We start from the raw sequence: 23823 nt of genomic DNA, 5'->3' as shown, positions 1-23823 counted from the left end.
ATGTCCAGCCTCAAGCCATGCGTGGAGGCGCTCTACGAGGGCGTTGGCCGCGTCGCCGACCGCATCCCGGAGCTGCCGAAGTCCGAAGTGGTCCTCGTCCGCCTGCTGATGCTGACCGCGGGTGCGCTGCTGCGTGAGTTCGAGGACAGGCTCAAGCCCCACGGCTTGAACGACAGCGATTTCCGCACACTGATGATGCTGTACAGCAGCGAGGACGGCAGCGCCACGCCTAGCGAGTTGTGCGTGCTCGCCGAGCAGAAGCCCACCAACATGACACGCATCGCCAACGTGCTGGCCAAGCGCGACCTCATCTCGCGCTCACATGCCACGCATGACCGGCGCCAGGTGTTGTTGCGGATCACGCCAGCCGGCCGGCGCTTCGTCGCCAAGCTGCTGCCGCCCATGTTCCCGGCCGTGGCGGAGTCGTTCGCCTGCTTCAGCGCCACGGAACGGAAGACTTTCGAGAAACTGCTCAAGAAACTCGCCCTGCACATCGACCGCACGGTCGACACGGACGCCTGCCCATGATTCGTACATCATTCCGCCCCACCCTGCTCGCAGGCGCGGTGGCCGTGTTGCTCGCCGCCTGCCACGTGCCGGCGAAGATCGACCGGCCGGCACTACGCGAGGAGGCGCCCCTGGCGGGTCTTTCCACCGGCACCCGTGCCGGCTGGCCCGCGGCCGACTGGTGGCGCGTCTACAACGACCCGCAACTCGACACCCTGATGGACCTCGCGCTGCGCGGTGCGCCGGACCTCGCCCAGGCCAGGACGCGCGTGGAATCCGCCGAACAGAACATCCGCGTGGCCGCCGCGCAGGCCGGCCTGCGTGTCGACGGCAGCGGCCAGGTCGCGCGCCAGCGGATGAGCGAGCACGGCCTCATTCCTTCGCAATTCCTCGGTTTCACCTGGTACAACCAGGCCGACCTGGGCGTCCAGGTGCGCTACGACTTCGACTGGTGGGGCAAGAAGCGCTACACGATCGAATCGGCGATCGACAGCGCACGCGCCGCGGAAGCGGAACGCTCGGCCGCTTCGCTCGATATCCAGGCCGTGGTCGCGGATACCTATTTCGGATGGCTGGCAGACGAGTCCCGCGTCGCACTCGCCGACCGCCTCGTCGCCGCGCGCGAACGCGCCTTGCGCATCGCGGAACTGCGGGTGAAACAGGGCGTGGACGTACCCGACACGGCGCAGCAGGCGCGGGCCGAACTGGCCGGCGCACGGCAGCAACGCGTCGCCCTGCAGGGTTCGGCGGATATCCGCCGCGCCTCGCTCGCCACCCTGGTGGGCGTGTCGCCCGCCGAGCTCCCCGCGTTGACGCCACGCCCGCTGCCGGCGGTGACGCCGGGGCTGCCGACGGACGCGGGCACGGACCTCATGGCACGCCGGCCCGATATCGCCGCCAGCCGCTGGCAGGTGGAAGCCGCGCTGCGCCAGACGGATGCGGCGCGCGCGCAATTCTTCCCCGACGTGAGCCTGAGCGCCATGGCCGGCCTGTCGAGCATCGACATGGACAAGGTCTTCTCGGCCGACAGCCGCGTCTTCTCCCTCACGCCGGCGATCCACCTGCCGATCTTCGAGGGCGGCGCGCTGGAAGCCAATCACGGTGTCAGCCGTGCGCAACTCGGTGCGGCGGTCGCCCAGTACAACGCCGCCGTGGCGAGCGCCGCGCGCGACGTGGCCACGCAGGCGCTCGGCGCCCAGCAGATCGCCGCGCGGCGCGCGCAGCAGGACGCGCAGGTCGAGGCCGCCGACGCCTTGCTCGCCAGCGCCCACGCCCGTGCCGCGCGCGGCGTTCGCGACGATCGCGAATCGCTGGCGACCGAAGCCGCGTTGATCCAGCAACAGGACATGGAAACCGACCTCCATGGCCAGGCCCTGGCCACCGACGTCGCCCTGATCAAGGCCCTCGGCGGCGGATACCGCGCCGAAACCATCGCATCCCCTTCCACGCCTCGCACGAACGGAGCCACGAGCCCATGAGCGCCAACCCGACCGACACGCCGCGCGCCCAGGACGATGGCGGCAACGCGCCGAAGGACAAGCGCAAGCGCACCCGAGCGCTGTTGATCGCGCTGACCGTCTTCGTCCTCGCCGCCATCACCTGGGCCCTCCTCTGGCTGTTCGTCTTCTCCACGCGTGAAACCACGGACGATGCCTATGTCGGCGGCAACCAGGTGGGCATCTCGGCCCAGGTGCCGGGTATCGTCGTCGGTGTCTATGCCGACGACACGCAGCGAGTGAACGCCGGACAGGTGCTCGTCCGGCTCGATCCGATCGATGCCGACGTGGCCTTGCGCAAGGCCAGCAGCGCGCTTGCCCAGGCGGTGCGGCAAGTACGTCAGCAGACCCAGTCGGCGGCCGGCGCGGATGCCTCGCTCGTCGCCCGGCGGCAAGACCTCAAGCGTGCGCAGGACGATCTCACGCGCCGCCTGCCGTTGCTGGCGGAAAAGGCCGTGGCGCCCGAGGAAGTGCAACATGCACGGGACGCGGTCACCAGCGCGCAATCCGCGCTCGACACCGCGCAGCGCCAGGCCGACGCCGCGCGCGCCTTGGTCGACGGCAGCGACGTGCAGGGCAACCCCGCCGTGGAACAGGCCCGCGCCAACTTCCGCCAGGCCTGGGTCGCAGCGCAGCGCAACGCGATCGTCGCCCCGGTCGATGGCTATGTCGCCCAGCGCAGCGTGCAGGTCGGCAACAGCGTGCAGCCCGGCCAGCAACTGATGACCGTGGTGCCGCTGCACGACCTCTGGGTCGACGCGAACTTCAAGGAAAGCCAGCTGCGCCACGTGCGCATCGGCCAGCCGGCGAAGATCGAGGCGGATATCTACGGCGGTGGCGTGGAGTACCACGGCAAGGTCGTCGGCCTCGGCGCGGGCACGGGCAGCGCCTTTTCACTATTGCCCGCGCAAAACGCCACCGGCAACTGGATCAAGGTCGTGCAGCGCGTGCCCGTGCGCATCGCGCTCGATCCCCGGGACCTCGACAAGCACCCGCTGCGCATCGGACTGTCCACCGCCGTGACGGTGGACATCACCGACGACAAGGGCGATGTGCTCGCCAAGCAGCCATCAACGACGCCCGTCGCGCAGACCCGGGTCTACGACGAGGTCGCCACGAAGGCCGATGCCGCCGCCGACGCCATCGTTCGTGACAATCTCGGAGCCGACGTGCCTTGAGCGACGCCACCGCCCTCTCCGACGACGCCCCCGCCAACGGCCCGAAGCCGCTGCATGGCGGGCCGCTGGTCCTGCTGACGATCGCCGTCGCGTTCTCCACCTTCATGGAGATCCTCGACATGACGATCGTGAACGTCGCGGTGCCGCACATCGCCGGCAGCCTCGGCGTGAGCCCGAGCGAGGGCACATGGGCGATCAGTTCCTACGCCCTGGCCAGCGCGATCATGCAGCCGTTGACGGGCTGGCTGGCGAAACGCTTCGGTGAAGTGCGCACGTTCTGTGTGTCGGTGGGTTTGTTCGTCGTGTTCTCCATGCTGTGTGGCCTTGCCACCAGCATGCCGACGCTGGTGATCTTCCGTCTCCTGCAGGGCGCGGGCTCGGGGCCGATGGTGGCGTTGTCGCTGTCGCTGTTGCTGTCGAGCTACCCCAAGACCAAGCAAGGCATCGCACTGGCGATGTGGGCGATGACCGTGGTGGTGGCGCCGATCTTCGGTCCGATCCTGGGCGGCTACCTCACCGACAATTTCTCCTGGCCGTGGATCTTCTACATCAACGTGCCGGTCGGTGCCGCCGCCGGCGTGGTGACCTGGAGCATCCTTCGCCACCGCGAGACGAAGATCACGCGTGCGCCCATCGACACCGTCGGACTGGCCTTGCTGGTGATCGGCGTGGGTTCGTTGCAGTTCATGCTGGACAACGGCAACGACCACGACTGGTTCGCCTCGCCGATGATTCTCACCCTCGGGCTGATCGCGCTCGTGGCCCTCGTCTTCCTGGTGATATGGGAACTCACCGCGAAGCATCCCGTGGTGGATCTCTCGCTGTTCACGCGACGCAATTTCGCGGTGGGCGTCACCGCGTTGTCACTGGGCATGCTCGCTTTCTTCGGCATCAACGTGGTGTTCCCGCTGTGGTTGCAGACCACGCTGGGCTACACCGCGACATGGGCGGGCCTCGCCACCGCGCCGGTGGGCATCCTCGCCTTCCTGGTGTCACCGTTCATCGGCAAGAACATCCAGCGGCTCGAATTGCGCGCCGTGGTGACGTTCGCCTTCATCGTGTTCGCCTTCACCGCGTTCTGGTTCTCGGAGTTCAACAGCGGCGCGTCGTTCGCCACGCTGGTGTTGCCGCGTTTCATCATGGGCATCGCGATCGCCTGCTTCTTCATCCCGCTCAACCAGATCTTCCTCTCCGGCCTCAACCCGGACCAGGTGGCGGGTGCGTCGGGACTGGCGAACTTCTGCCGCACGCTGGCATCCAGCGTGTCCACCGCGGTGACCGTCACCCTCTGGCAGCACCGCACCGAATCGCACCATGCCTCGCTCACCGAATACGTGACGCATGCATCGCCCGCGACCACGGCCTTCACCCAGCAACTCACGTCGCTCGGCATTCCGGGCAAGCCGGGACTCGCGGTGGTCGATCAACTGGTGACCCGGGAAGCGGCGACGCTGGCGGTGAACGACGTGTTCTGGGGCTGTGCGCTGCTTTTCCTCTCGCTGATCCCGATCCTCTGGCTGGCGAAGCCGCCGTTCGGCAACGCGGGCGGTGCGGCAGCACATTAAAACAAAGTTAGCTAAATCGATCCAAACGTCGAATGTGAAATCCGTAAACGATTACGGCCAGTTGCCGCAACTGGTGCGGCGCAATACCTCGTGGTAGCTTTCGCCGCATGGCACAAACCCTACGCATCATTAAGAAGTATCCGAACCGTCGTCTCTACGATACGGAAATCTCGAGCTATATCACGCTGGAGGAGGTCCGCCAGCTGGTGCTCGACGGGGAAACTTTCGAGGTCCGAGACGCCAAGTCCGGTGAAGACCTGACCCGTTCGGTGTTGCTGCAGATCATCGCGGAGCACGAGGAGCACGGCCAGCCCATGCTGTCGCCGCAGCTGCTCTCGCACATCATTCGCTTCTACGGCGACTCCCTGCAGGGCTTCATGGGGCCGTACCTGGAGCGGAGCTTGCAGGTCTTCCTCGACCAGCAGCAGCAGTTCCGCAATCAGCTGAACAGCCTGATGGGCCAGACGCCCTGGTCCATGCTCAACGAGATGACCGAGCGCAATCTCGACGTCTGGAAGTCGATGCAGCGCGGCTTCCTCGATGCCGCCACGGCCAAGCCGGCTGAGCCGGTCCGCCCCGCGGGCCGCACGGGCAAGAAACCCAGCTAAGAAGCCCCGCCGCCGCGGACTTGCCCCCGGCGGCGCTGCGGCGCACGATGCGCTGCCCCGCAATATCTCGCGCCCGGATGCAGGCCTCCATGCCCCGTAACGACATCGCCGTGGTCGGCGCCGGACTGGTCGGCGCCCTGGTCGCCACCTTGCTCACCCAGCGCGGCTTCCGCGTTACCGTCTACGAGAAGCGCTCCGATCCCCGCAAGGCGGGTTTCCAGGGCGGTCGCTCGATCAATCTCGCCCTGGCCGAACGCGGCCTGCATGCCTTGCGTGCCACCGGCCTCGCGGATCGCGTGCTCGAACAGGCGGTGATGATGCGCGGGCGCATGGTCCACGATCCCGCGGGCCATAGCGGCCTGCAGCGATACGGCGTGGACGATTCCGAAGTGATCTGGTCCGTGTCGCGCGGCGGCCTCAACACCTTGATGTTGGACGCCGCCGAGGCGGCCGGCGCCACGGTGCATTTCGACCAGGGCCTGGTAGGCGCCGACCTCGATGCGGGCACGCTCTCGCTACGCGATGCCCATGGCGTGGAACGCACGGTCGAGGCGCCCATCGTCATCGGCGCGGACGGCGCCGGCTCCGCGCTGCGTGCGGCCATGCACCTGCACTCGCCATTGGGCGAGCGCGTGGAGGAACTCGGCCACGGCTACAAGGAACTGGAGATCCCGCCGGGACGCGATCCCGCCGCTCCGTTCGCGATCGAGCGCAACGCGCTGCACATCTGGCCGCGTGGGCATTACATGTGCATCGCGCTGCCCAATCGCGAGGGCAGCTTCACCGTCACCCTCTTCCTGCCCAACGACGGCGAGCATCCCAGCTTCCGCACGATCGCCGGCGCGGGCGCCGCGGAGGCATTCTTCCGCGCCGATTTTCCCGATGCGCTGGCCCTCATGCCCGAGTTCGCGGCCGACTGGGCGGCGCATCCCGTGGGTACCCTCGGCACGCTCTACCTCGACCGCTGGCATGTCGGCGGGCGGGCCTTGCTGATCGGCGACGCCGCGCACGCGATCGTGCCCTTCCATGGGCAGGGCATGAATTGCGGCTTCGAAGACGCGGCGGAACTGGCGGAACTGTTCGCCGCGCAGCCCGGCGACGCCGCGGCCGTGTTCGCTGAGTTCGAGCACCGGCGCAAGCCCAACGCCGACGCCATCGCGCAAATGGCGTTGGAAAACTACGTGGAAATGCGTGATTCGGTCGCCGATCCGCATTACCTGCGCAAGCGCGAGCTTGGCGCGTTGCTGGCCGAGCGATCGCCCACGCATTACCTGCCGCGCTATCGCATGGTCACCTTTACCCACCTGCCGTATGCGTACGCGCTGGAGCGCGGGCGTGCGCAGGACGTGCTGGTGGAGCAGTTGCTGCGGGGGCATGAGGCGGTGGCCTCGGTGGATATCGATGCCGCCGTGCGCACGCTGAAGGCGACGCTGCCGCCGCTGCCTGGGCGGGCGTTCGAGCGCGGGTGAGGGTTGGCTCCGCGGGAATCGCCGACAAGGTCGGCTCCCACCGGGCGCGCCGGTGCATGGACATCCGCGCGGCCGCCCGCAACAATCGCGGGATGACCGTCGCCACCGAACCCCCGATCCTGCTCGAAGCCCGCGCGCTCGGCTTCTTTCGCCAGGACGAGCCGGTGTTCGGACCGTTGGATTTCGCGCTGCACGCGGGCGAGATCGCCCTGGTCGAAGGCGACAACGGCAGCGGCAAGACGACCCTCATGCGCGTGCTCACGGGCATGCTGCGGCCCGGTGAGGGCGAGGTGCGCGTCGAAGGCGCCACCTTCTCGCTCGACACCATGGCCGGAACGGTGGTGTTCCTCGGCCATCACCTCGGTCTCAAGTTCGACCTTTCGCCACGCGAGAACCTTGCCGTGAGCGCCGGCCTTTACGGCCTGCGCGAGGGCGTGGACGCGGGCGCCGCGCTGGCCGAGGTCGGCCTGGCCGGTTTCGAGGACGAGCCCGTGCGGCGGCTCTCGGCGGGACAGAAGAAACGCGCCGCGCTGGCCCGGCTCCTCCTCGTGCCCGCACGCATCTGGCTGCTCGACGAACCGTATGCGAACCTCGACCGCGAGGGCATCGCCCTGGTCAATCGCCTGCTCGAGCGCCACACCGCACGCGGCGGAGCGGCCCTGGTCACCAGCCACGGCGCGGTCAGCTTCGCCGGCGGCGAACCCCGACGTATCCGGCTGCACGCGTGAGGCCCGGCAGCACGTCCGCCGCCTGCGCCGCGTTGCTGCGGCGCGACCTCACCCTGGCCTGGCGCCGCCGCGGCGACATCGCCCTGCCCGTGCTGTACGCCGTCATCGTGGCCACCCTGTTCCCGTTCGCGCTAGGCCCCGATCCGGCGCTGCTGTCGCGGATCGCCGGTGGCGTGGTGTTCGTCACCGTGCTGCTCGCCATCCTGCTCTCGCTCGACCAGCTCTTCCGCGCCGACATCGAGGATGGCTCGATGGAGCAGCTGATGCTCGCGCCGCAGCCGCTGGCCCTGCTGGTGGCCATGAAGATCCTCGCCCACTGGATCACCGCCGCGCTGCCCCTGATCGTGGTCGCGCCACTGCTGGCTGGCATGCTCAGGTTGCCACCGGAGGCCATGCCCGTACTGGTCGCCGCGCTGTTGCTCGCCACGCCGCTGCTGAGCCTCATGGGTGCCGTGCTGGTCGCCCTGACGGCGGGGACAAGACGCTCTGGTATGCTTCTGGCGCTCATGTTGCTGCCGTTGTGCGTGCCGGTCGTGATCTTCGCCGCCGGAGCCGTGGCCGCCGCGCAGGAAGGATTGCCGTGGATCGCGCCGATCGCCTGGCTGGGAGCCGGACTCGCCCTGGCGCTCGTCCTCGCACCGCTGGCCTGCGCCGCCGCGCTACGCATCGCCATGGACACATGAACGCACGCAACCACACGGTCCCATCGGGGGACTCACGGTGCTTGAACGAACCTGCGACGAGGATCGATGGCTAACTGGGTTCCGCTCTGGCTTCACCGCCTCGGCTCGCCGCCGGTGTTCTACCGCTTCGCCGGGGCCGTGCGGCCGTGGGCGCTCGGCCTTGCGCTCGTCCTCGGCGCCGTGGCGTTGTATGGCGGCCTGTTCGTCGCGCCGGCGGATTACCAGCAGGGTGACGCCTACCGGATCATCTTCATCCACGTGCCCAGCGCATGGATGAGCCTCTTCATCTACGGCGCGATGGCCGTCGCCGCCTTCATCGGCCTGGTCTGGCGGATCAAGATCGCCGAAACGGTGGCGATGGAATCCGCACCGGTCGGCGCGGCCTTCACCTTCATCACCCTCGTGACCGGCTCCCTTTGGGGCAAGCCGATGTGGGGGACGTGGTGGACCTGGGACGCGCGCCTCACGTCCGAACTGGTGCTGCTCTTCATCTATCTCGGCGTGATCGGCCTCTATCACTCGTTCGAGGACCGTCGCCAGGGTGCCCGCGCGGCATCCTTCCTCGTACTCGTGGGCGCGGTCAACGTGCCCATCGTGCACTTCTCGGTGAATTGGTGGAACACGCTGCACCAGGGTTCGACGGTGCGCCTGCTCGGCCCATCGCACATCGAGGCGAGCATGCTCTGGCCGCTGTTGACCATGATGGCCGCCACCAAGCTCTATTACATCGCCAGCCTGTTCGCCCGCGCGCGCGCGGACCTCGTCGCCTCCGAAAGTGGCAAGGGCTGGGTGCGCGACCTGTTGGCCGGCCGCACGGGAAACGATCCCGCATGAGCCACGCCTTCGCCATGGGCGACTACGGTTTCTACGTCTGGTCCGCCGTCGCCGTCTTCTTCATCGTCCTCTTGATCGACACGCTGGCCCCGTTGGCCCGGCGCCGCCGCAACCTGCGCGAACTCCGCGCACGACTCGCGCGCCAGGAAAACCGCCGCCGGCCGGGAACCCCTCCAAGCAATGAATCCGACGCGTAAACGCCGCCTCGCCATCGTGATCTCGGTCATCGCCGCCGCCGCCGTGGCGGTGGGCCTGACCGTGTTCGCCCTGCAGCGGAACATGAATTACCTGTTCACCCCGAGCCAGGTGCAGGAAGGCCAGGCCGCGCAGTACGCCACCTTCCGCCTCGGCGGCATGGTCAAGTCCGGCTCCATCCAGCGCGCCGGCGACACCTTGAAGGTGAGCTTCATCGTCGTCGACGACGGCGGCGCGATGCCCGTGGAATACACCGGCATCCTTCCGGACCTGTTCCGCGACAACCAGTCCGTGATCGCCACCGGACGCATGGACAGCGGCCGCTTCATCGCCAGTGAAGTCCTCGCCAAGCACGACGAGAACTACATGCCGAAGGAACTCAAGGACGCCATGGCCAAGGCGCACGAGAACCGCAAGATCGACGACAAGAAGGACATGCCGCGGTGATCCCCGAACTCGGCCAGTTCGCGCTCGCGCTCGCGTTGCTGCTCGCGCTCGTCCAGGGCGTGTTGCCGATCCTCGGCGCATGGCGCGGTAACGCCGCCCTGATCGCCGTGGCGCGTCCGGCCGCCGCGGGCCAGGGCATCTTCGTGTTCACGGCGATGGCGATCCTCATCCACGCCTTCCTGCACTACGACTTCTCGGTGGCCTACGTCGCCGACAACTCGAACCTCGCCCTGCCCTGGTACTACCGCATCACCGCGGTATGGGGCGCGCACGAGGGATCGATGTTGCTGTGGGTCTTCATCCTCAACATCTGGTCGGTCGCACTGGCCGCTTTCAGCCGGCACCTCCCGCCCGCCTTCGTCGCGCGCGTGCTCGGCGTGCTGGGCCTGATCGGTGTCGGCTTCCTCGCCTTCATCCTGTTCACCTCCAATCCCTTCCTGCGCGAACTGCCGATGCCCGCGGATGGCGGTGACCTGAATCCCGTCCTGCAAGACCCGGGCATGACCTTCCACCCACCCGTGCTGTACATGGGCTACGTGGGCTTCTCGGTCGCCTTCGCCTTCTCGATCGCCGCCTTGCTGGGCGGCGGCATGGAGCAGGCCTGGGTGCGCTGGGCGCGGCCGTGGACGAACGTGGCCTGGGCCTTCCTGACCCTCGGCATCGTCGCCGGCAGCTGGTGGGCCTATGCGGAACTGGGCTGGGGCGGCTGGTGGTTCTGGGACCCGGTGGAAAACGCGTCGTTCATGCCCTGGCTGGTCGGCGTCGCGTTGATCCACGCGCAGGCGGTGACGGAAAAGCGCGGCTCGCTTCCGGCATGGACGGTGCTGCTCTCGCTGTTCGCCTTCTCGCTGTCGTTGCTGGGCACCTTCCTCGTCCGTTCCGGCGTGCTCACCTCGGTGCACGCGTTCGCCTCCGATCCGCGTCGCGGCCTGTACATCCTCGGTTTCCTCATCGTCGTGATCGGCGGCTCGCTCCTGCTGTACGCGATCCGTGCGCCCAAGGTGGCCACGGGCAAGCCCTTCGCGCCACTGTCGCGCGAAACCGGCGTCATGGTCGCCAACCTGTTGTTCACCACGGCCGCGGCGATGGTCTTGCTCGGCACGTTGTTCCCGCTGATCGGCGATGCGTTGAATCTCGGCCGCATCTCGGTCGGTCCGCCCTACTTCGGTTTCCTGTTCGTGATGCTGATGGCACCCGCGGTGCTCTTGCTGCCGTTCGGTCCGTACCTGCGCTGGGGCCGTGCCGAAGGACGGCAACTCACGGCCATGGCGTGGCGCGCCGGCGTGGCCGCCGTGATCTGCGCCGTCGTGGCCGCTGTTTTCGCGCAAGGCCACCTGCGTGCGATCGCCGGCGTGGCCGGCGCGGTGTGGGTCGGCGCGGGCACGCTCGCCTACATCGTCAAGCGTTGGCGCGAGATGCCGCGCGGCCGCCGTTATCCCGCGGAGATGGCCGGCATGCTGGTGGCGCACACGGGCGTCGCGATCTTCGTGATCGGGGTGATGCTTTCCGAATCGCTCAGTGTCGAACGCGACGTGCGCCTCGCGCCCGGTCAGTCCCAATCCATCGGCGGCTACGACTTCCGTTTCGACGGTGTCGAAGAAACCGAGGGCCCCAACTGGCGCGCGGACGAAGGCATCGTCACGATCCTCCGCGACGGCGCCACGGTGGGCACGATGCATCCGCAGAAGCGTACCTATTCACGCGGCCAGGTACAGACCGAGTCGGCCATCGACGCCGGCCTGTTCCGCGACATCTATGTGGCGCTGGGCGAACCGATGGACGCGAACGACGTGCAGGGCGCGTGGGCCTTGCGCCTGTACCACAAGCCCTTCGTCCGCTGGATCTGGCTCGGCGGCCTGTTCATGATGGCCGGTGGCTTCCTCGCCGCGTGCGAGCGCCGCTTCCGGGCGAAGAAGATCGCCGCCGAGAGCACGCTCGAACCGAAGGCGACGCCGGCATGAGCCGCCTGCTTCCCCTGATCGGCTTCCTCCTGCTGGTGGGCCTGTTCGGCTTCGGCATCTGGTGGAACACGCAGCACGACCAGCGCGAGATCGCCTCGCCGCTGATCGACAAGCCCGCGCCCGCGTTCGCGCTGCCGGTGCTCGGCGAACCGTCGCGCACCGTGGACAAGGCGTCCCTGCTCGGCAAGCCCTATTTCCTCAACGTGTTCGCCAGCTGGTGCATCGAGTGCGTGCACGAACACCCGATGTTGATGACGGACATGAAGCGGCTCGGCCTGCCGATCGTCGGTTTCAATTACAAGGACGAGCCGGAAGCCGCCATGGCGTGGCTGTCGGAGCACGGCGATCCGTTCGACGTGATCGTTGCCGACCGCGACGGACGCGCCGGCATCGATTTCGGCGTGTACGCTGCGCCGGAAACCTTCCTCATCGATGCGAAGGGCGTGATCCGCTACAAGCGCATCGGCCCGATCACCCCCGAGGTGATCGAGAAGGAAATCCGTCCCGCCCTGGCCGCGCTGGCAAAGGAAGCGCCGTGATCCGCCGCGCCCTCCTCTGGCTGGCCCTGTGCCTGCTGCCGGTCGTGGCATACACGCAGGCCATCCAACCGCTGCCGTTCCACGACCGCGCGGAAGAGGTGCGTTTCCAGAAACTGACCTCCGAGCTGCGCTGCCCGATGTGCCAGAACGAAACACTGGCCGACTCCAACGCGCCGATCGCGCACGACTTGCGCCGGCAGGTGTTCGAGATGATCCAGGCGGGCAAGAGCGACGACGAGATCAAGACCTACCTCGTCGACCGTTACTCGCAGTTCGTGCTGTACAAGCCGCCCGTCGAACCGTCCACGTGGCTGCTCTGGTTCGGCCCGCTCGCGTTGCTCGCCGCCGGCGCCGTCGTCGTCGCGGTGCAGGTGCGCCGTCGCGCACGACAGAATCCCACCGTCGGCACGCCGGCCAACGACACCGAGGACGACTGGTGACACTCGCGTTCTATCTCGTCGCGGCGGTGATGCTCACCCTCGCGCTCGCCTTGCTGCTTGTTCCACTCGTTCGCCAGGGCCGCCTGCATGGCCGCCCGCGCGGTGTGTTCGCATGGGTCGTGGCCATCGCCCTGATCCTGCCCCTGGGCAGTGCGGGCATCTACATGCTCGTGGGCACGCCGTCGACCCTCGGTGGCGTCGAGCCGCCGAAGGAAATGACCGTCGGCGAAGCCATCGACAGCCTGCTGGCACGCCTCAAGGAGCACCCCGACGATGCCCAGGGATGGGTTCTCCTCGGTCAGACCTACAGCATGCTCAAGCAATCGCCGGATGCGCGCGACGCGTACGACCGTGCCCTGAAGGCCGATCCGAAGAATGTCGCGGCGATGGTCGGATGGGCTGAAGCCGATTCGCTGGTGCGGCCGGACCACCGCATCGAAGGCCGCGCCATGGACCTGCTGGACGGTGCACTGGCCATCGAGCCGCAGAGCCAGCGCGCCCTGTGGCTGCTCGGCATCGCGCAGTTCCAGCAGGAGCGCTACACCGACGCCGCGAGCACATGGCGTAAGCTGCAACCCCTGCTCGATCCAGACTCCAACGTGGCGCACGCCGTGGCCCAGCAGATCGCCCTTGCCGACAAGCGCGCCGGCGAAGAGCACCCCCCGTGAAGGAGCACCCCATGGGCGACGCCCGACGCTACCACACGCTGTCCTCCCCTTTCCGCATGAAGCGCGGCGGAGATCTGCACGGCGCCCGCGTGGCGTTCGAGACCTGGGGCACGCTTGCCGCCAACCGTGACAATGCCATCCTGATCCTCACCGGCCTGTCGCCCAGCGCGCACGCCGCGGCCAACGCCGAGGACCCCAGCCCCGGCTGGTGGAACGACATGATCGGCCCGGGCCGGGCGTTCGACACCGATCGCTATTTCGTCATCTGCGTGAATTCCCTCGGCAGCGACAAGGGCTCCACCTGTGCCGCTTCCATCGATCCGGCCACCGGCGAACCGTACCGACTGACCTTCCCGGAACTCTCGCTCGAGGACGTGGCCAACGCCGCGTACGAGGCCGTCGTCGGGCTGGGTATCGAACAACTGGCCTGCCTCGTCGGCTGCTCCATGGGCGGCATGAGCGCACTTGCCTATATGCTGCTGCATCCGGGCGCCACGCGGACCCACATCAGCGTCGACACCGCGCCACAGGCTCAGCCTTTCGCCATCGCCATCCGCTCGCTGCAGCGCGAAGCGATCCGCCTCGACCCGCACTGGAACGAAGGCCGCTACGACGGCGACGAATGGCCGGAACACGGCATGAGCATCGCACGCAAGCTCGGCGTCATCACCTACCGCTCGGCGATGGAATGGAACGGACGCTTCGCCCGTATCCGACTCGACCCGGAACAGCGCGACGACAACGAGCCGTTCGGCTTCGAGTTCCAGGTGGAGTCCTACCTGGAAGGCCATGCGCGGCGCTTCAACCGCCAGTTCGACCCGAACAGCTATCTCTACCTCTCACGCGCCAGCGACTGGTTCGACGTGGCCGAGTACGGTGGCGGCGACGTGATGCGCGGGCTGGCCCGGATCCACATCGACCGAGCCCTCGTCATCGGGGTGAGCACCGATATCCTCTTCCCGCTGGAGCAGCAGGAAACCATCGCCAAGGGCCTCGAGGCCGCCGGGGCTCGGGTGGAGTTCGTGGCACTGGATTCGCCACAGGGCCACGACGCCTTCCTGGTGGACATCGAGAACTATAGCCGGGCCATCGGCGGGTTCCTGCGCTCGCTCTGAACCGGTCCACGACCGGACAAGGCGCCGCGTTCCGCTGACGGCGCGACCCCGGATTCCGGCCACCTTTGATATGATCGACCGCCAGAGGCGTCCCCAACGCATCGCAAGACGAGGTTCCACCCCATGATCACGGTCGACTTCCCGGGCAGCCGCAAGCTCATCGAGGCCATCGACGCCTCGGTCGCCCAGCCGAGCACCCCGGCGATCACCGACACCCTGCGCAACGCGCTGTGCCGGCTGATCCGCTCGCAGGAGGTACAGCTGCCCCAGTGCGTGTTCGAGACCGCCGGCGACCACTACGCTCGCCGCGAGCTCTACCGCAGCGAGGAACACGGCTACAGCGTGGTCGCCATGACCTGGGGCCCCGGCCAGGGCACCCTGATCCACGACCATAGCGGCATGTGGTGCGTCGAGGGCGTCTGGAACGGCGCGCTGGAGATCGTCCAGTACGAACTGCTCGACCACGACGCCCAGCGTTACCACTTCCGCCCCGTCGGCTCGATCCAGGCCGGCCCCGGCTCCGCCGGCAGCCTCATCCCCCCGCACGAGTACCACACCATCCGCAATCCGAGCGAGGATTCGGTGGCCGTCAGCCTGCACATCTACTCGGGCCGCATGACCCAATGCGCCGTGTTCAACCCCCAGGGCGACGATTGGTACCTGCGCGATGAACGCCAGTTGGGCCTCGACCGGGTCCATTAATTCCCGCATAATCGCGTTCATGCCCGAGTGGTGGAATTGGTAGACGCAGAGGACTCAAAATCCTCCGCCGCAAGGCTTGTCGGTTCGAGTCCGACCTCGGGCACCACATATGGAAACCGTCCTCCCCGAGGGCGGTTTTTTTGTTTTGCGGCGCGGGGGGAGCTGCCGGGCGCCACCCTCGTCGCGAGGTGCGGAACCGAGGAGCGCCGGGCGACAAGGCACGTAGGGGCCCGGCCATGGATGGCCGGCCGTTTCCGCTGAGCCAGGAGGGCGAATTGGAAACCCCGTTGTGGGAGCCGACCTTGTCGGCGATCCCGCGGCAGCGGCCAGATGACGGCAAGCACCCATCGCCGACAGGGTCGGCTCCCACAGGCCTCCTTTCCCGAGCGACGGTGTAACCGGAGCGACGAGGGTGGCGGCCGACGGCTCCGCCCCTACACCACCTCAACCACGAAGGCGAAGCCGAGTCATCAACAGAGCTCAACGCTCAGCCGTCACCATCGTGCGATAAGCGCTTGGCGTCATCCCCACCGTCGCCTTGAATTGCCGTGCGAAGGCGCTCTGATCGACGAAACCGCATGCCATGCCGATGGCCGCGATGCTGTCCTCGCCGCCGAGCAGGCGCATCGCGCTCTCGATGCGTACCTTGGTCAACACCTGTTGCGGCGTGAGCTGGAAAACCCGGCGGAAATGCCGTTCCAGTTGCGCGACCGACAAGCCCGCGAGCGTCGCCAGCGTATGCACGCGCACGTTGTCCGCATAGTGTTCCTGCATGTGCGCAAGCACGCGGCGCAGGCGGTCATAGGTGGGATGCCTGCCATCCGGCTGGCCCAGGTCTCGCGAAATGCCGATGACGCCGCGCACCTCGCCGCGCGCGATCAACGGTCGCTTGCAGGTCAGGCACCAACCCGGCGCGCGGTTGTTGAAGATATGCACTTCGAGCTGGTTCTCGATCAGCTCGCCGGCCAGCACGCGACGATCCTGGGCCGCGTAGGAACCGCCCATCGTCGTCGGGAACAGCTCGGTCACGTCCTTGCCGATGATGTCGCTGCGATGCTTCAGACCCAACCGGCGGACCAGGGTCAGATTGGCGTGCGTGTAGCGGCCCTGGGTGTCCTTGACGAAGAACACCACATCGGGAAGCGCATCGAAGAGCGGCTCGAGTTCATCGGCGGAAATCTTCACGGGCGCGGGGCTCCTCCGGGGCGAGCGGCGACGGCATGGGCAACGGTATATTTCGCTGCCGCACCGCATCATAAAGCCGATGGGCGGTCGGATGGCAAGTACGGCGGTGTCGCCGCGGCGATCATGCCGCCTTCAGAAGGTATGCCGAATTCCGCATCCGAATCCGGCAAAGGTTTCTATCCCGCCGAGGCACTGCCCGGCGAGCATGAACCCCATGCACACCCTCGACTTCATCGATTCGCATACCGGCGGCGAACCCACACGCGTCGTCCTGTCCGGCTTCCCCGATCTGGGCAATGGCTCCCTCGCCGAACGTCGGCGGCTCATGCGCGCGGAGCACGATCGCTGGCGCCAGGCGATCGCCTGCGAGCCGCGTGGCTCGGACACGATGGTGGGCGCCCTGCTCGTCCCGCCAGCCGATCCCGAGGCCTGCGCCGGGGTGATTTTCTTCAACAACGTCGGCTATCTCGGCATGTGCGGCCACGGCACCATCGGCACGATCCGGACGTTGCAGCACCTCGGACGCATCGGTCCGGGCCGCCACCGCCTCGAGACGCCCGTGGGTACCGTCGGCATCGAACTGCTGGACGATGGCCGCGTGTCGATCGACAACGTGGAAAGTTATCGCCACCGCAAGGATGTTCGCCTTGAGGTACCGGGCTACGGCAGTGTCGTCGGCGATGTCGCCTGGGGTGGCAACTGGTTCTTCATCACGGCCGACACGCCGCTGCCGCTGACCCTCGACCATCAACGCGCGCTGACCGTCTATACGGAGGCCATCCGCGCGGCGCTGGAACGCGAGGGCATCACCGGCGCGGACGGCGCGGAGATCGACCATATCGAATTGAACGCGGCGCCCGGGCAACCCGACGCCGACGGCCGCAACTTCGTGCTCTGTCCCGGCATGGCCTACGACCGCTCGCCGTGCGGCACCGGTACCAGTGCCAAGGTCGCCTGCCTGGCCGCCGACGGAAAGCTGGCCGTGGGCGCCGTCTGGCGGCAGGCCGGCATCCTCGGCAGCGTGTTCGAGGTCACCTTCCAGCCCGGTGCGTCGGGCGTCCTGCCCCGCATCACCGGTAGCGCGCACGTCACCATGAAGGGGCAGATCCTGATCGACGAGGCCGATCCGCTGGCCTGGGGTATCGGCGCGGGGTGAGCGGTCACGACCTGATCATCGTCGGTGCCGGCATCGTTGGCGCGGCATGCGCCGACTACGCCACCATGCAGGGCATGCGCATCGCGATCGTGGAACCGGGCGTCGTCGGGGGCGGCGCGACCGCCGCGGCGATGGGTCACCTCGTGGCCATGGACGACGACCCCGCGGAACTCGCGCTGGCGCATTACTCGCTAGGCCTCTGGGAAGCGTTCGCGAACCTGCCACAGGCGGAGTTCAGCCGCTGCGGAACCCTGTGGGTGGCCAGCAACGATGAAGAGTTCGCGCGTATTCCGGAAAAGATCGCGCGGCTTGCCGCCTCGGGCGTGGCCGCCGAGCGGGTCGATGCGCGGGAGCTTTACCGCCTTGAGCCCTCGCTCGCACCTGGCCTCGCCGGTGGCATGCGTGTCGCGAACGAAGCGGTAGTGTTTCCACCGGCCGTCGCCCGTCATTGGGTCGACCGGGCGATCACGCGGGGTGCCACGTATCACGCCGATGCGGTCTTCCGCCTCGACGACCGCGGCGTGCTCCTGCATGGTGGCCAGCGACTGCATGGTCCCGTGTTGCTCGCGACCGGCGGTGCGTTGCCGAGCTTGCTGCCAGGATTGCCCGTACGGTTGCGCAAGGGACATCTGGTGATCACCGATCGCTATCCCGGCGTGATCCGGCACCAGTTGCTGGAACTCGGCTATGCGGACAGTGCACATGGCGGCGATGCCGCCAGTGTCGCATTCAACGTGCAGCCACGGCCTACCGGACAGATCCTGATCGGTTCGTCGCGAGAGTACGACGCCGTCGACACCGGCGTTTCGATGGAAATGATCCGGCGCATGCTGGAGCGGAGCTTCCACTTCCTGCCACGACTGCGCGAACTGGACGCGATTCGCCTGTGGACGGGTTTTCGTCCGGTGAGCGTGGACGGCTTGCCCTATCTTGGCCGTGCACCAGGCCGCGACGACGTCTGGGTGGCAGCCGCGCACGAAGGGCTGGGCGTGACGACTTCACTGGGTAGCGCGCGCGTGGTCGTCGACCAGATCCTCGGCCGTGCTCCCGCGATCGATCCGACCCCCTACGATCCCTCACGGGTGCAGCCATGAAGATGAGCACCGTGCGACTCACCATCAACGGACTTCGCGTGCACGTGCCGGCAGGCATATCCGTCGCGACGGCGATCGCGCTCGTTGGCCAACCGTTCCGCCATTCCGTGACAGGCGAGCCGCGCGCGCCGCTGTGCGGCATGGGCGTGTGCTTCGAATGCCGCGTGCGCATCGACGGCGTGGCCCAGCAGCGCGCCTGCCAGCGCGTCGTCAATCCTGGCATGCGGGTGGAAACCGATGGTTGACGCCTGCGACATCGTCGTCGTCGGCGCCGGACCGGCGGGCCTCGCCGCGGCGGAGGCCGCCGCGAGCCACGGCAAGCGGGTGGTGCTGATCGATAGCCAGCCACGCGCAGGCGGTCAGGTATGGCGGCACGATGCGCTGCACGGCCAACCGCGTGTGGCGATGGATGCGATCCGCGCCGCCGCCGGAAATGCCAACGTCACGTACCTCGAAGGAACGCAGGTCGTCGCGGTCGAGCCGGAGCGACTGCTCCTGCAGGATGCGCGACGCGGCTTCCATCTTGCCTATGGCGCGCTGGTACTCGCCACCGGCGCACGCGAGCTCCTGCTGCCCTTCCCTGGCTGGACCCTGCCTGGCGTCACCGGTGCTGGCGGTCTACAGGCACTGGCCAAGCAAGGCTGGCCCTTGCGCGGCAAGCGTGTGCTCATCGCCGGCAGCGGGCCGCTGCTGTTCGCGGCCGCGGCGACCGCGCAGCGGCACGGCGCGCACGTCGTGGGCATCCACGAGCAGGCCGGCGCATCTGCCGTGCACCGCTTCGCCGCCGGTCTCTGGCGTTGGCCGGGTAAGCTCGCGCAAGCGGCACGGCTGCGACTCGAACTCGCGCGCGTCCCTTATCGGACCGGCAGCATCGTGACCACCGCCGAGGGCGACCATGGCGTCAGCGGCGCGCATGTACGCGGCGGCCAGGGTGACGAACGCATCGAGTGCGATCTGCTGGCGGTGGGCTACGGCCTGCTGCCACAGGTGGAACTGGCCCAATTGCTCGGTTGCGCGCTGGAGCCGGAAGGCGCACATGCGCGTGTACAGGTCGGCCCGTGGCAGGCCACGAGCCAACCGCGCGTGTTCGCCGCCGGCGAAGCCTGCGGTATCGGCGGAATCGACTGCGCCAGGGTGGAAGGCCACATCGCCGGGCTGGCCGCCGCCGGGGCGGCGGTGCCCCGAGCGCTGGTGCAGCGGCGCGATCGCGCGCGCGCCTTCGCCGCCTCGCTACGCCAACACTTCGCGCTCCGCGACGACGTGCGCGGGCTCGCGAACGACGATACGACGATCTGCCGGTGCGAAGACGTCTCCCTCGGCGCCGTGCGCACGCACACGGACGCCCGCGAAGCGAAGCTCGCCACGCGCTGCGGCATGGGCGCCTGCCAGGGCCGCATCTGCGGCGGCGCGCTCGCCGAACTCGGGCATGGCCCGCGCGGCGGCATGCGGCCGCCCCTCTTTCCCACTCGCCTGGCCACGCTGGGCGAACCCGTTCTTTCTTCCGTCAGCGATACGAGAGGCTACACACCATGAGCAAGGCCACTTTCTGGCGCGGCGTCCTGCCGGCCGTCACCACGCCCTTCACCGCCGATGGCAAGGTCGACCACGCCTTCCTCGCCAGCCATGCGTTGCAGATGATCGACGCCGGGTGCAAGGGCATCGTGCCCCTCGGTTCCCTCGGCGAAGCGGCCACGCTGAGCTTCGAGGAGAAGACCGACATCCTGCGCACCCTGGTCAAGGCACTCGACGGCCGTGCGCCGGTGATTCCCGGCATCGCGTCGCTCTCGACCGATGAAGCCGTGCGCCTCGCGAAGGAAGCCAAGGCCATCGGCTGCGCCGGCTTGATGGTGCTGCCACCGTATGTGTATTCCACCGACTGGCGTGAAATGAGCGCGCATGTGAAGGCCGTCATCGCGGCCACCGACCTGCCCTGCATGCTTTACAACAACCCGGTCGCCTACAAGACCGACTTCGCGCCCGCGCAGATCGCCGAACTCGCCGCGCAGTTCCCCAACCTGCAGGCGGTGAAGGAGTCCTCCGGCGACGTGCGCCGTTTCGCCGCCATCCGTGCCCTGCTCGGCGATCGCCTCGACCTCCTTGTCGGCATGGACGATGCCCTCGTCGAAGGCGTGAGCATGGGTGCGGTGGGCTGGATCGCGGGCCTGGTCAACGCGTATCCGAAGGAATCGGTGAAGCTGTTCGAACTCGCGCGCGACGGCGGACCCCGCGCGGCTGAATCGCTGTACGCATGGTTCCTGCCATTGCTCCGTCTCGACACGGTGCCCACCTTCGTGCAGCTGATCAAGCTCGTGCAGGCCAAGACCGGCATGGGCAGCGAAACCGTACGCGCGCCGCGCTTGACGGTCACGGGCGCCGAACGCGAGGCCGCGCTGGCCGTGATCGACCACGCCATCGCCACGAAGCCGGAGCTCTGAGTCATGCCGGCCGATGCGAAACTGCTGCTCGGCGGCCGCTGGTGCGCATCGCTCGATGCGGCCGGCGCGTTCCGCGCGGAAGACCCGACGCGGGCCGAGCCGATCGGCCCCGCGTTTCCCATCAGCGGCGCGGCCGATCTGGAAGCCGCGCTCGCCGCCGCTTCCTCGGTCGCGGTGGAACTGGCGGCGACACCTCCGGCGCGCATCGCCGATTTCCTCGAACGGTACGCCACGGCGATCGAAGAGGAGACGGACACGCTGGTCGCGCTGGCCGCGGAGGAAACCGCGCTGCCTGCCGAGCCACGCCTGCGCTCGGTGGAATTGCCGCGCACGAGCGGGCAGCTTCGGCAGGCGGCACGTGCCGTTCGCGACTACGCGTGGACCGAGCCGGTCATCGACACCGCCACCGGCCTGCGCGCGCACCGCGCACCGCTGGTCAAGCCGGTACTGGTGTTCGGTCCGAACAACTTCCCCTTCGCCTTCAACGCCATCGCCGGCAGCGACTTCGCCTCGGCCATCGCCGCGCGCAACCCGGTGATCGCCAAGGCCCATCCGTCGCATCCGGCGACCAGCCGCCGCCTCGCCGAACTGGCGCACAAGGCGTTGCACGATGCCGGCCTGCCCGCCGCGTCGGTGCAGATGCTCTACCACTTCGACAATGCGCTGGGCGTGGCCCTGGCCGGTGACGCGAGGCTGGGCGCGATTGGCTTCACGGGTAGCCGCGCAGGCGGCCTCGCCCTGAAGGTCGCCGCCGATGTGGCCGGCGTTCCGATGTACGCGGAACTTTCCAGCGTCAACCCTGTGTTCCTGTTGCCCGGTGCGTTGGCGGAACGCGCGGAGTCGCTCGCGCAGGAGTTCTTCGCCTCGTGCACCATGGGCAGCGGCCAGTTCTGCACCAACCCCGGCATCGTCGTGGTCGCGCAGGGCGAGGCCGGCGACACCTTCGTCGCCACCGCCACGAAACAGTTCGCGTCGGCGACGCCGCGTCCGCTGTTCTCCCGTGGCGTGCAAGAGAACCTCGCGCGCGCCGTGCGGGATCTCGTCGACGCCGGTGCCGGCGTGCTGGCCGGCGGAAGCAAGGGTGACGGCCAGGGCTACCGCTTCGAACCCACCTTGCTCCATGTCGACGCCGCGACCTTCCTCGCCCATCGCGAGGCCCTGCAGGCGGAAGCGTTCGGTCCCGTGAGCCTGCTCGTCAGCGGCGGGGACGAGACCACGATGGTGGCGATCGCCGAAGCCTTCGAGGGCAACCTCACGGCGACGCTGTACCGCGCCGCCGACGGCAGCGACGACGCGCTCTGGCAAGCGGTCGCGCCACCCTTGCGCAAGCGCGTGGGCCGCCTCATCGCCAACCGCATGCCCACGGGCGTGGCGGTCAGCCCGGCGATGAATCATGGTGGCCCCTACCCCGCGACGGGCCATCCCGGCTTCACCGCGGTGGGCATGCCCACCGCGATCCATCGCTTCGCCGCGCTGCACAGCTACGACAACGTGCCCGACGCGTTGCTGCCGCCGGAACTGCGCGATCGCAATCCAGGACCGGTTCAACGACGCATCGACGGCCGATGGACCGATGCCGACGTGGGAGTCTCCCGATGATCCAGATCGGCCACCTCTCACCGGCGGACGCGCGTGCCGCCCTGGCCCCATGGAGTGCCGTCGCCGCACCCATCGCCCGCGAGGAATACCTCGCGCGCATCGAACACGCCCGGACACTCCTCCATGACATCGGCGCCGATGCGTTGCTGGTCGGCGCCGGCAATTCGCTTCGCTATTTCACCGGGATTCCCTGGGGTGCCACCGAACGCCTGGTGGCCTTGCTGCTTCCGCGCCGGGGCGAGCCCGTGCTGGTCTGCCCCGCGTTCGAGGAGGGATCCCTGCGCGCCGTGATGGCCCATCCGGTCGAATTGGCCATGTGGGAAGAGCACGAGGACCCGCAAACCTTGGTGGCGAACCGCCTGGGAGCTGCCGGCGGACGCATCCTGGCGCTCGATCCGGCGGCGCCTTTCGGTGTCTTCGAGGCGTTGCGCCGCGTATTCCCGTACGGCGAGATCGTCGACGGCACGGCCGTCATCGACGGTTGCCGCATGTCGAAATCCGACGCCGAACTGGCCCTGATGAAGCAGGCCACGGCCATGACGCTGCGGGTGCAGCGGCTGGCCGCCGGCATGCTCCACGAAGGCATCGGCACCGGTGAGGTGAAACGCTTCATCGACGAAGCCCATCGCGCCCTGGGTGCCGACAATGGCTCGACGTTCTGCATCGTCCAGTTCGGGCATGCCACGGCGTTCCCCCACGGCATCCCCGGCGAGCAATACCTGGAGCGCGGCGACCTGGTGCTGATCGATACGGGATGCAGCGTGCAGGGTTACCAGTCCGACATCACCCGGAGCTACGTCTTCGGCACGCCCGACGCCGACCAGGCACGCATCTGGGAACTGGAGCGCGCCGCGCAGCAGGCCGCGTTCGACGCGGTACGCCCCGGCGTGGCTTGTGCCGAGATCGACGCGGCGGCGCGGCGGGTGCTCGAAGCGGGTGGACTGGGCCCGGACTACCGGCTTCCCGGCCTGCCCCACCGCACCGGGCACGGTTGCGGACTGGCCATTCACGAGGCGCCCTATCTCGTTCGCGGCAATCGCACCCCGCTCGGACCCGGCATGTGCTGCAGCAACGAGCCGATGATCGTCGTGCCCGGTCGCTTCGGCATCCGCCTGGAGGATCATTTTTACGTGACCGGGGATGGCGGTGCGTGGTTCACCCAGCCATCCCCCGCGATCGACCAGCCATTCGCCGATTGAGACCTCCGCATCCATTGTGC

The 23823-nt window shown here is 68.2% G+C and carries 25 protein-coding genes and 1 tRNA gene; 25 read left to right on the top strand and 1 reads right to left on the bottom strand.

Annotation, left to right across the window (positions count from 1 at the left end; translation table 11 throughout):
- The 18 genes from J2T07_RS00520 (at window position 1) to J2T07_RS00435 (ending at window position 15241) form a co-directional block, all read left to right on the top strand.
- Entirely contained in the window at window positions 1-528 is a 528-nt protein-coding gene (locus J2T07_RS00520; RefSeq protein ID WP_306846479.1) for a MarR family winged helix-turn-helix transcriptional regulator, read from the top strand.
- The gene (locus tag J2T07_RS00515; protein ID WP_306846477.1) at window positions 525-1985 is read left to right on the top strand and encodes an efflux transporter outer membrane subunit; all 1461 of its coding nucleotides are present in this window, start codon (window positions 525-527) and stop codon (window positions 1983-1985) included. Before J2T07_RS00520 ends, J2T07_RS00515 begins: the two co-directional genes overlap by 4 nt.
- On the top strand, window positions 1982-3181 hold the full coding sequence (locus J2T07_RS00510; protein WP_306846475.1) for an HlyD family efflux transporter periplasmic adaptor subunit: 1200 nt from the start codon (window positions 1982-1984) through the stop codon (window positions 3179-3181). Before J2T07_RS00515 ends, J2T07_RS00510 begins: the two co-directional genes overlap by 4 nt.
- On the top strand, window positions 3178-4746 hold the full coding sequence (locus J2T07_RS00505) for a DHA2 family efflux MFS transporter permease subunit (RefSeq protein ID WP_306846473.1): 1569 nt from the start codon (window positions 3178-3180) through the stop codon (window positions 4744-4746). Before J2T07_RS00510 ends, J2T07_RS00505 begins: the two co-directional genes overlap by 4 nt.
- Window positions 4747-4853: 107 nt before the next feature.
- Window positions 4854-5354, top strand: coding sequence for a polyhydroxyalkanoate synthesis repressor PhaR (gene phaR / locus J2T07_RS00500; protein WP_430539295.1), 501 nt, complete (start codon window positions 4854-4856; stop codon window positions 5352-5354).
- Between the two features lie 89 nt (window positions 5355-5443).
- Window positions 5444-6823, top strand: a complete 1380-nt coding sequence (locus J2T07_RS00495; protein WP_306846471.1) for an FAD-dependent oxidoreductase — start codon at window positions 5444-5446, stop codon at window positions 6821-6823.
- A 92-nt stretch (window positions 6824-6915) separates the two neighbouring features.
- Window positions 6916-7551: a cytochrome c biogenesis heme-transporting ATPase CcmA gene (gene ccmA, locus J2T07_RS00490; protein ID WP_306847915.1), complete on the top strand. Its 636-nt coding sequence runs from the start codon at window positions 6916-6918 to the stop codon at window positions 7549-7551.
- Window positions 7548-8234 (top strand): heme exporter protein CcmB, encoded by a 687-nt coding sequence (gene ccmB / locus J2T07_RS00485; RefSeq protein WP_306846469.1) that lies wholly within the window; start codon window positions 7548-7550, stop codon window positions 8232-8234. Before ccmA ends, ccmB begins: the two co-directional genes overlap by 4 nt.
- A gap of 66 nt (window positions 8235-8300) precedes the next feature.
- Complete coding sequence (locus J2T07_RS00480) at window positions 8301-9068, top strand: heme ABC transporter permease (protein ID WP_306846467.1); 768 nt, start codon at window positions 8301-8303, stop codon at window positions 9066-9068.
- Window positions 9065-9265, top strand: a complete 201-nt coding sequence (ccmD, locus tag J2T07_RS00475; RefSeq protein ID WP_306846465.1) for a heme exporter protein CcmD — start codon at window positions 9065-9067, stop codon at window positions 9263-9265. Before J2T07_RS00480 ends, ccmD begins: the two co-directional genes overlap by 4 nt.
- The gene (gene ccmE, locus J2T07_RS00470; protein WP_306846464.1) at window positions 9249-9710 is read left to right on the top strand and encodes a cytochrome c maturation protein CcmE; all 462 of its coding nucleotides are present in this window, start codon (window positions 9249-9251) and stop codon (window positions 9708-9710) included. Before ccmD ends, ccmE begins: the two co-directional genes overlap by 17 nt.
- A complete protein-coding gene (locus J2T07_RS00465) occupies window positions 9707-11671 on the top strand; it encodes a heme lyase CcmF/NrfE family subunit (protein WP_306846462.1) in 1965 nt (654 codons plus the stop codon). The genes ccmE and J2T07_RS00465 overlap by 4 nt, the downstream gene beginning before the upstream one ends.
- Complete coding sequence (locus J2T07_RS00460; RefSeq protein WP_306846460.1) at window positions 11668-12210, top strand: DsbE family thiol:disulfide interchange protein; 543 nt, start codon at window positions 11668-11670, stop codon at window positions 12208-12210. The genes J2T07_RS00465 and J2T07_RS00460 overlap by 4 nt, the downstream gene beginning before the upstream one ends.
- Window positions 12210-12650, top strand: a complete 441-nt coding sequence (locus J2T07_RS00455) for a cytochrome c-type biogenesis protein (protein WP_430539310.1) — start codon at window positions 12210-12212, stop codon at window positions 12648-12650. The genes J2T07_RS00460 and J2T07_RS00455 overlap by 1 nt, the downstream gene beginning before the upstream one ends.
- Entirely contained in the window at window positions 12647-13318 is a 672-nt protein-coding gene (locus J2T07_RS00450) for a tetratricopeptide repeat protein (protein ID WP_306846456.1), read from the top strand. Before J2T07_RS00455 ends, J2T07_RS00450 begins: the two co-directional genes overlap by 4 nt.
- 11 nt (window positions 13319-13329) lie before the next feature.
- Window positions 13330-14433 carry a homoserine O-acetyltransferase MetX gene (gene metX / locus J2T07_RS00445; RefSeq protein ID WP_306846454.1) on the top strand — a complete coding sequence of 368 codons (1104 nt, stop codon included), beginning with the start codon at window positions 13330-13332 and terminating at the stop codon, window positions 14431-14433.
- Between the two features lie 123 nt (window positions 14434-14556).
- Window positions 14557-15135, top strand: coding sequence for a cysteine dioxygenase family protein (locus J2T07_RS00440; RefSeq protein ID WP_306846452.1), 579 nt, complete (start codon window positions 14557-14559; stop codon window positions 15133-15135).
- 21 nt (window positions 15136-15156) lie between these two features.
- A tRNA-Leu gene (locus tag J2T07_RS00435) sits at window positions 15157-15241 on the top strand.
- Window positions 15242-15615: 374 nt separating this feature from the next.
- Here J2T07_RS00435 and J2T07_RS00430 read toward each other — a convergent pair.
- Window positions 15616-16320, bottom strand: a complete 705-nt coding sequence (locus J2T07_RS00430) for an AraC family transcriptional regulator (RefSeq protein WP_306846450.1) — start codon at window positions 16318-16320, stop codon at window positions 15616-15618.
- Window positions 16321-16534: 214 nt separating this feature from the next.
- On the opposite strand from J2T07_RS00430, the gene J2T07_RS00425 reads away from it, so the two are divergent.
- Genes J2T07_RS00425 through J2T07_RS00395 form a run of 7 tightly spaced genes read left to right on the top strand, consistent with a single transcriptional unit; the run spans window position 16535 to window position 23803 of the window.
- Window positions 16535-17476, top strand: coding sequence for a 4-hydroxyproline epimerase (locus J2T07_RS00425; protein WP_306846448.1), 942 nt, complete (start codon window positions 16535-16537; stop codon window positions 17474-17476).
- Entirely contained in the window at window positions 17455-18570 is a 1116-nt protein-coding gene (locus tag J2T07_RS00420; RefSeq protein ID WP_430539309.1) for an NAD(P)/FAD-dependent oxidoreductase, read from the top strand. The genes J2T07_RS00425 and J2T07_RS00420 overlap by 22 nt, the downstream gene beginning before the upstream one ends.
- Window positions 18571-18572: 2 nt before the next feature.
- Window positions 18573-18815, top strand: coding sequence for a (2Fe-2S)-binding protein (locus tag J2T07_RS00415; RefSeq protein ID WP_306847913.1), 243 nt, complete (start codon window positions 18573-18575; stop codon window positions 18813-18815).
- Entirely contained in the window at window positions 18808-20103 is a 1296-nt protein-coding gene (locus J2T07_RS00410; protein ID WP_306846444.1) for an NAD(P)/FAD-dependent oxidoreductase, read from the top strand. The genes J2T07_RS00415 and J2T07_RS00410 overlap by 8 nt, the downstream gene beginning before the upstream one ends.
- A complete protein-coding gene (locus J2T07_RS00405) occupies window positions 20100-21005 on the top strand; it encodes a dihydrodipicolinate synthase family protein (protein ID WP_306846442.1) in 906 nt (301 codons plus the stop codon). Before J2T07_RS00410 ends, J2T07_RS00405 begins: the two co-directional genes overlap by 4 nt.
- A 3-nt stretch (window positions 21006-21008) precedes the next feature.
- Entirely contained in the window at window positions 21009-22604 is a 1596-nt protein-coding gene (locus J2T07_RS00400) for an aldehyde dehydrogenase (NADP(+)) (protein WP_306846440.1), read from the top strand.
- On the top strand, window positions 22601-23803 hold the full coding sequence (locus J2T07_RS00395) for a M24 family metallopeptidase (RefSeq protein ID WP_306846438.1): 1203 nt from the start codon (window positions 22601-22603) through the stop codon (window positions 23801-23803). Before J2T07_RS00400 ends, J2T07_RS00395 begins: the two co-directional genes overlap by 4 nt.
- The last annotated feature ends 20 nt before the right edge of the window (window positions 23804-23823 follow it).

This window comes from Luteibacter jiangsuensis (genome assembly GCF_030812295.1).
In the GTDB taxonomy this organism is placed as follows: Bacteria; Pseudomonadota; Gammaproteobacteria; order Xanthomonadales; family Rhodanobacteraceae; genus Luteibacter; species Luteibacter jiangsuensis_A.
This window is presented reverse-complemented; position numbering and strand designations above follow the sequence as displayed.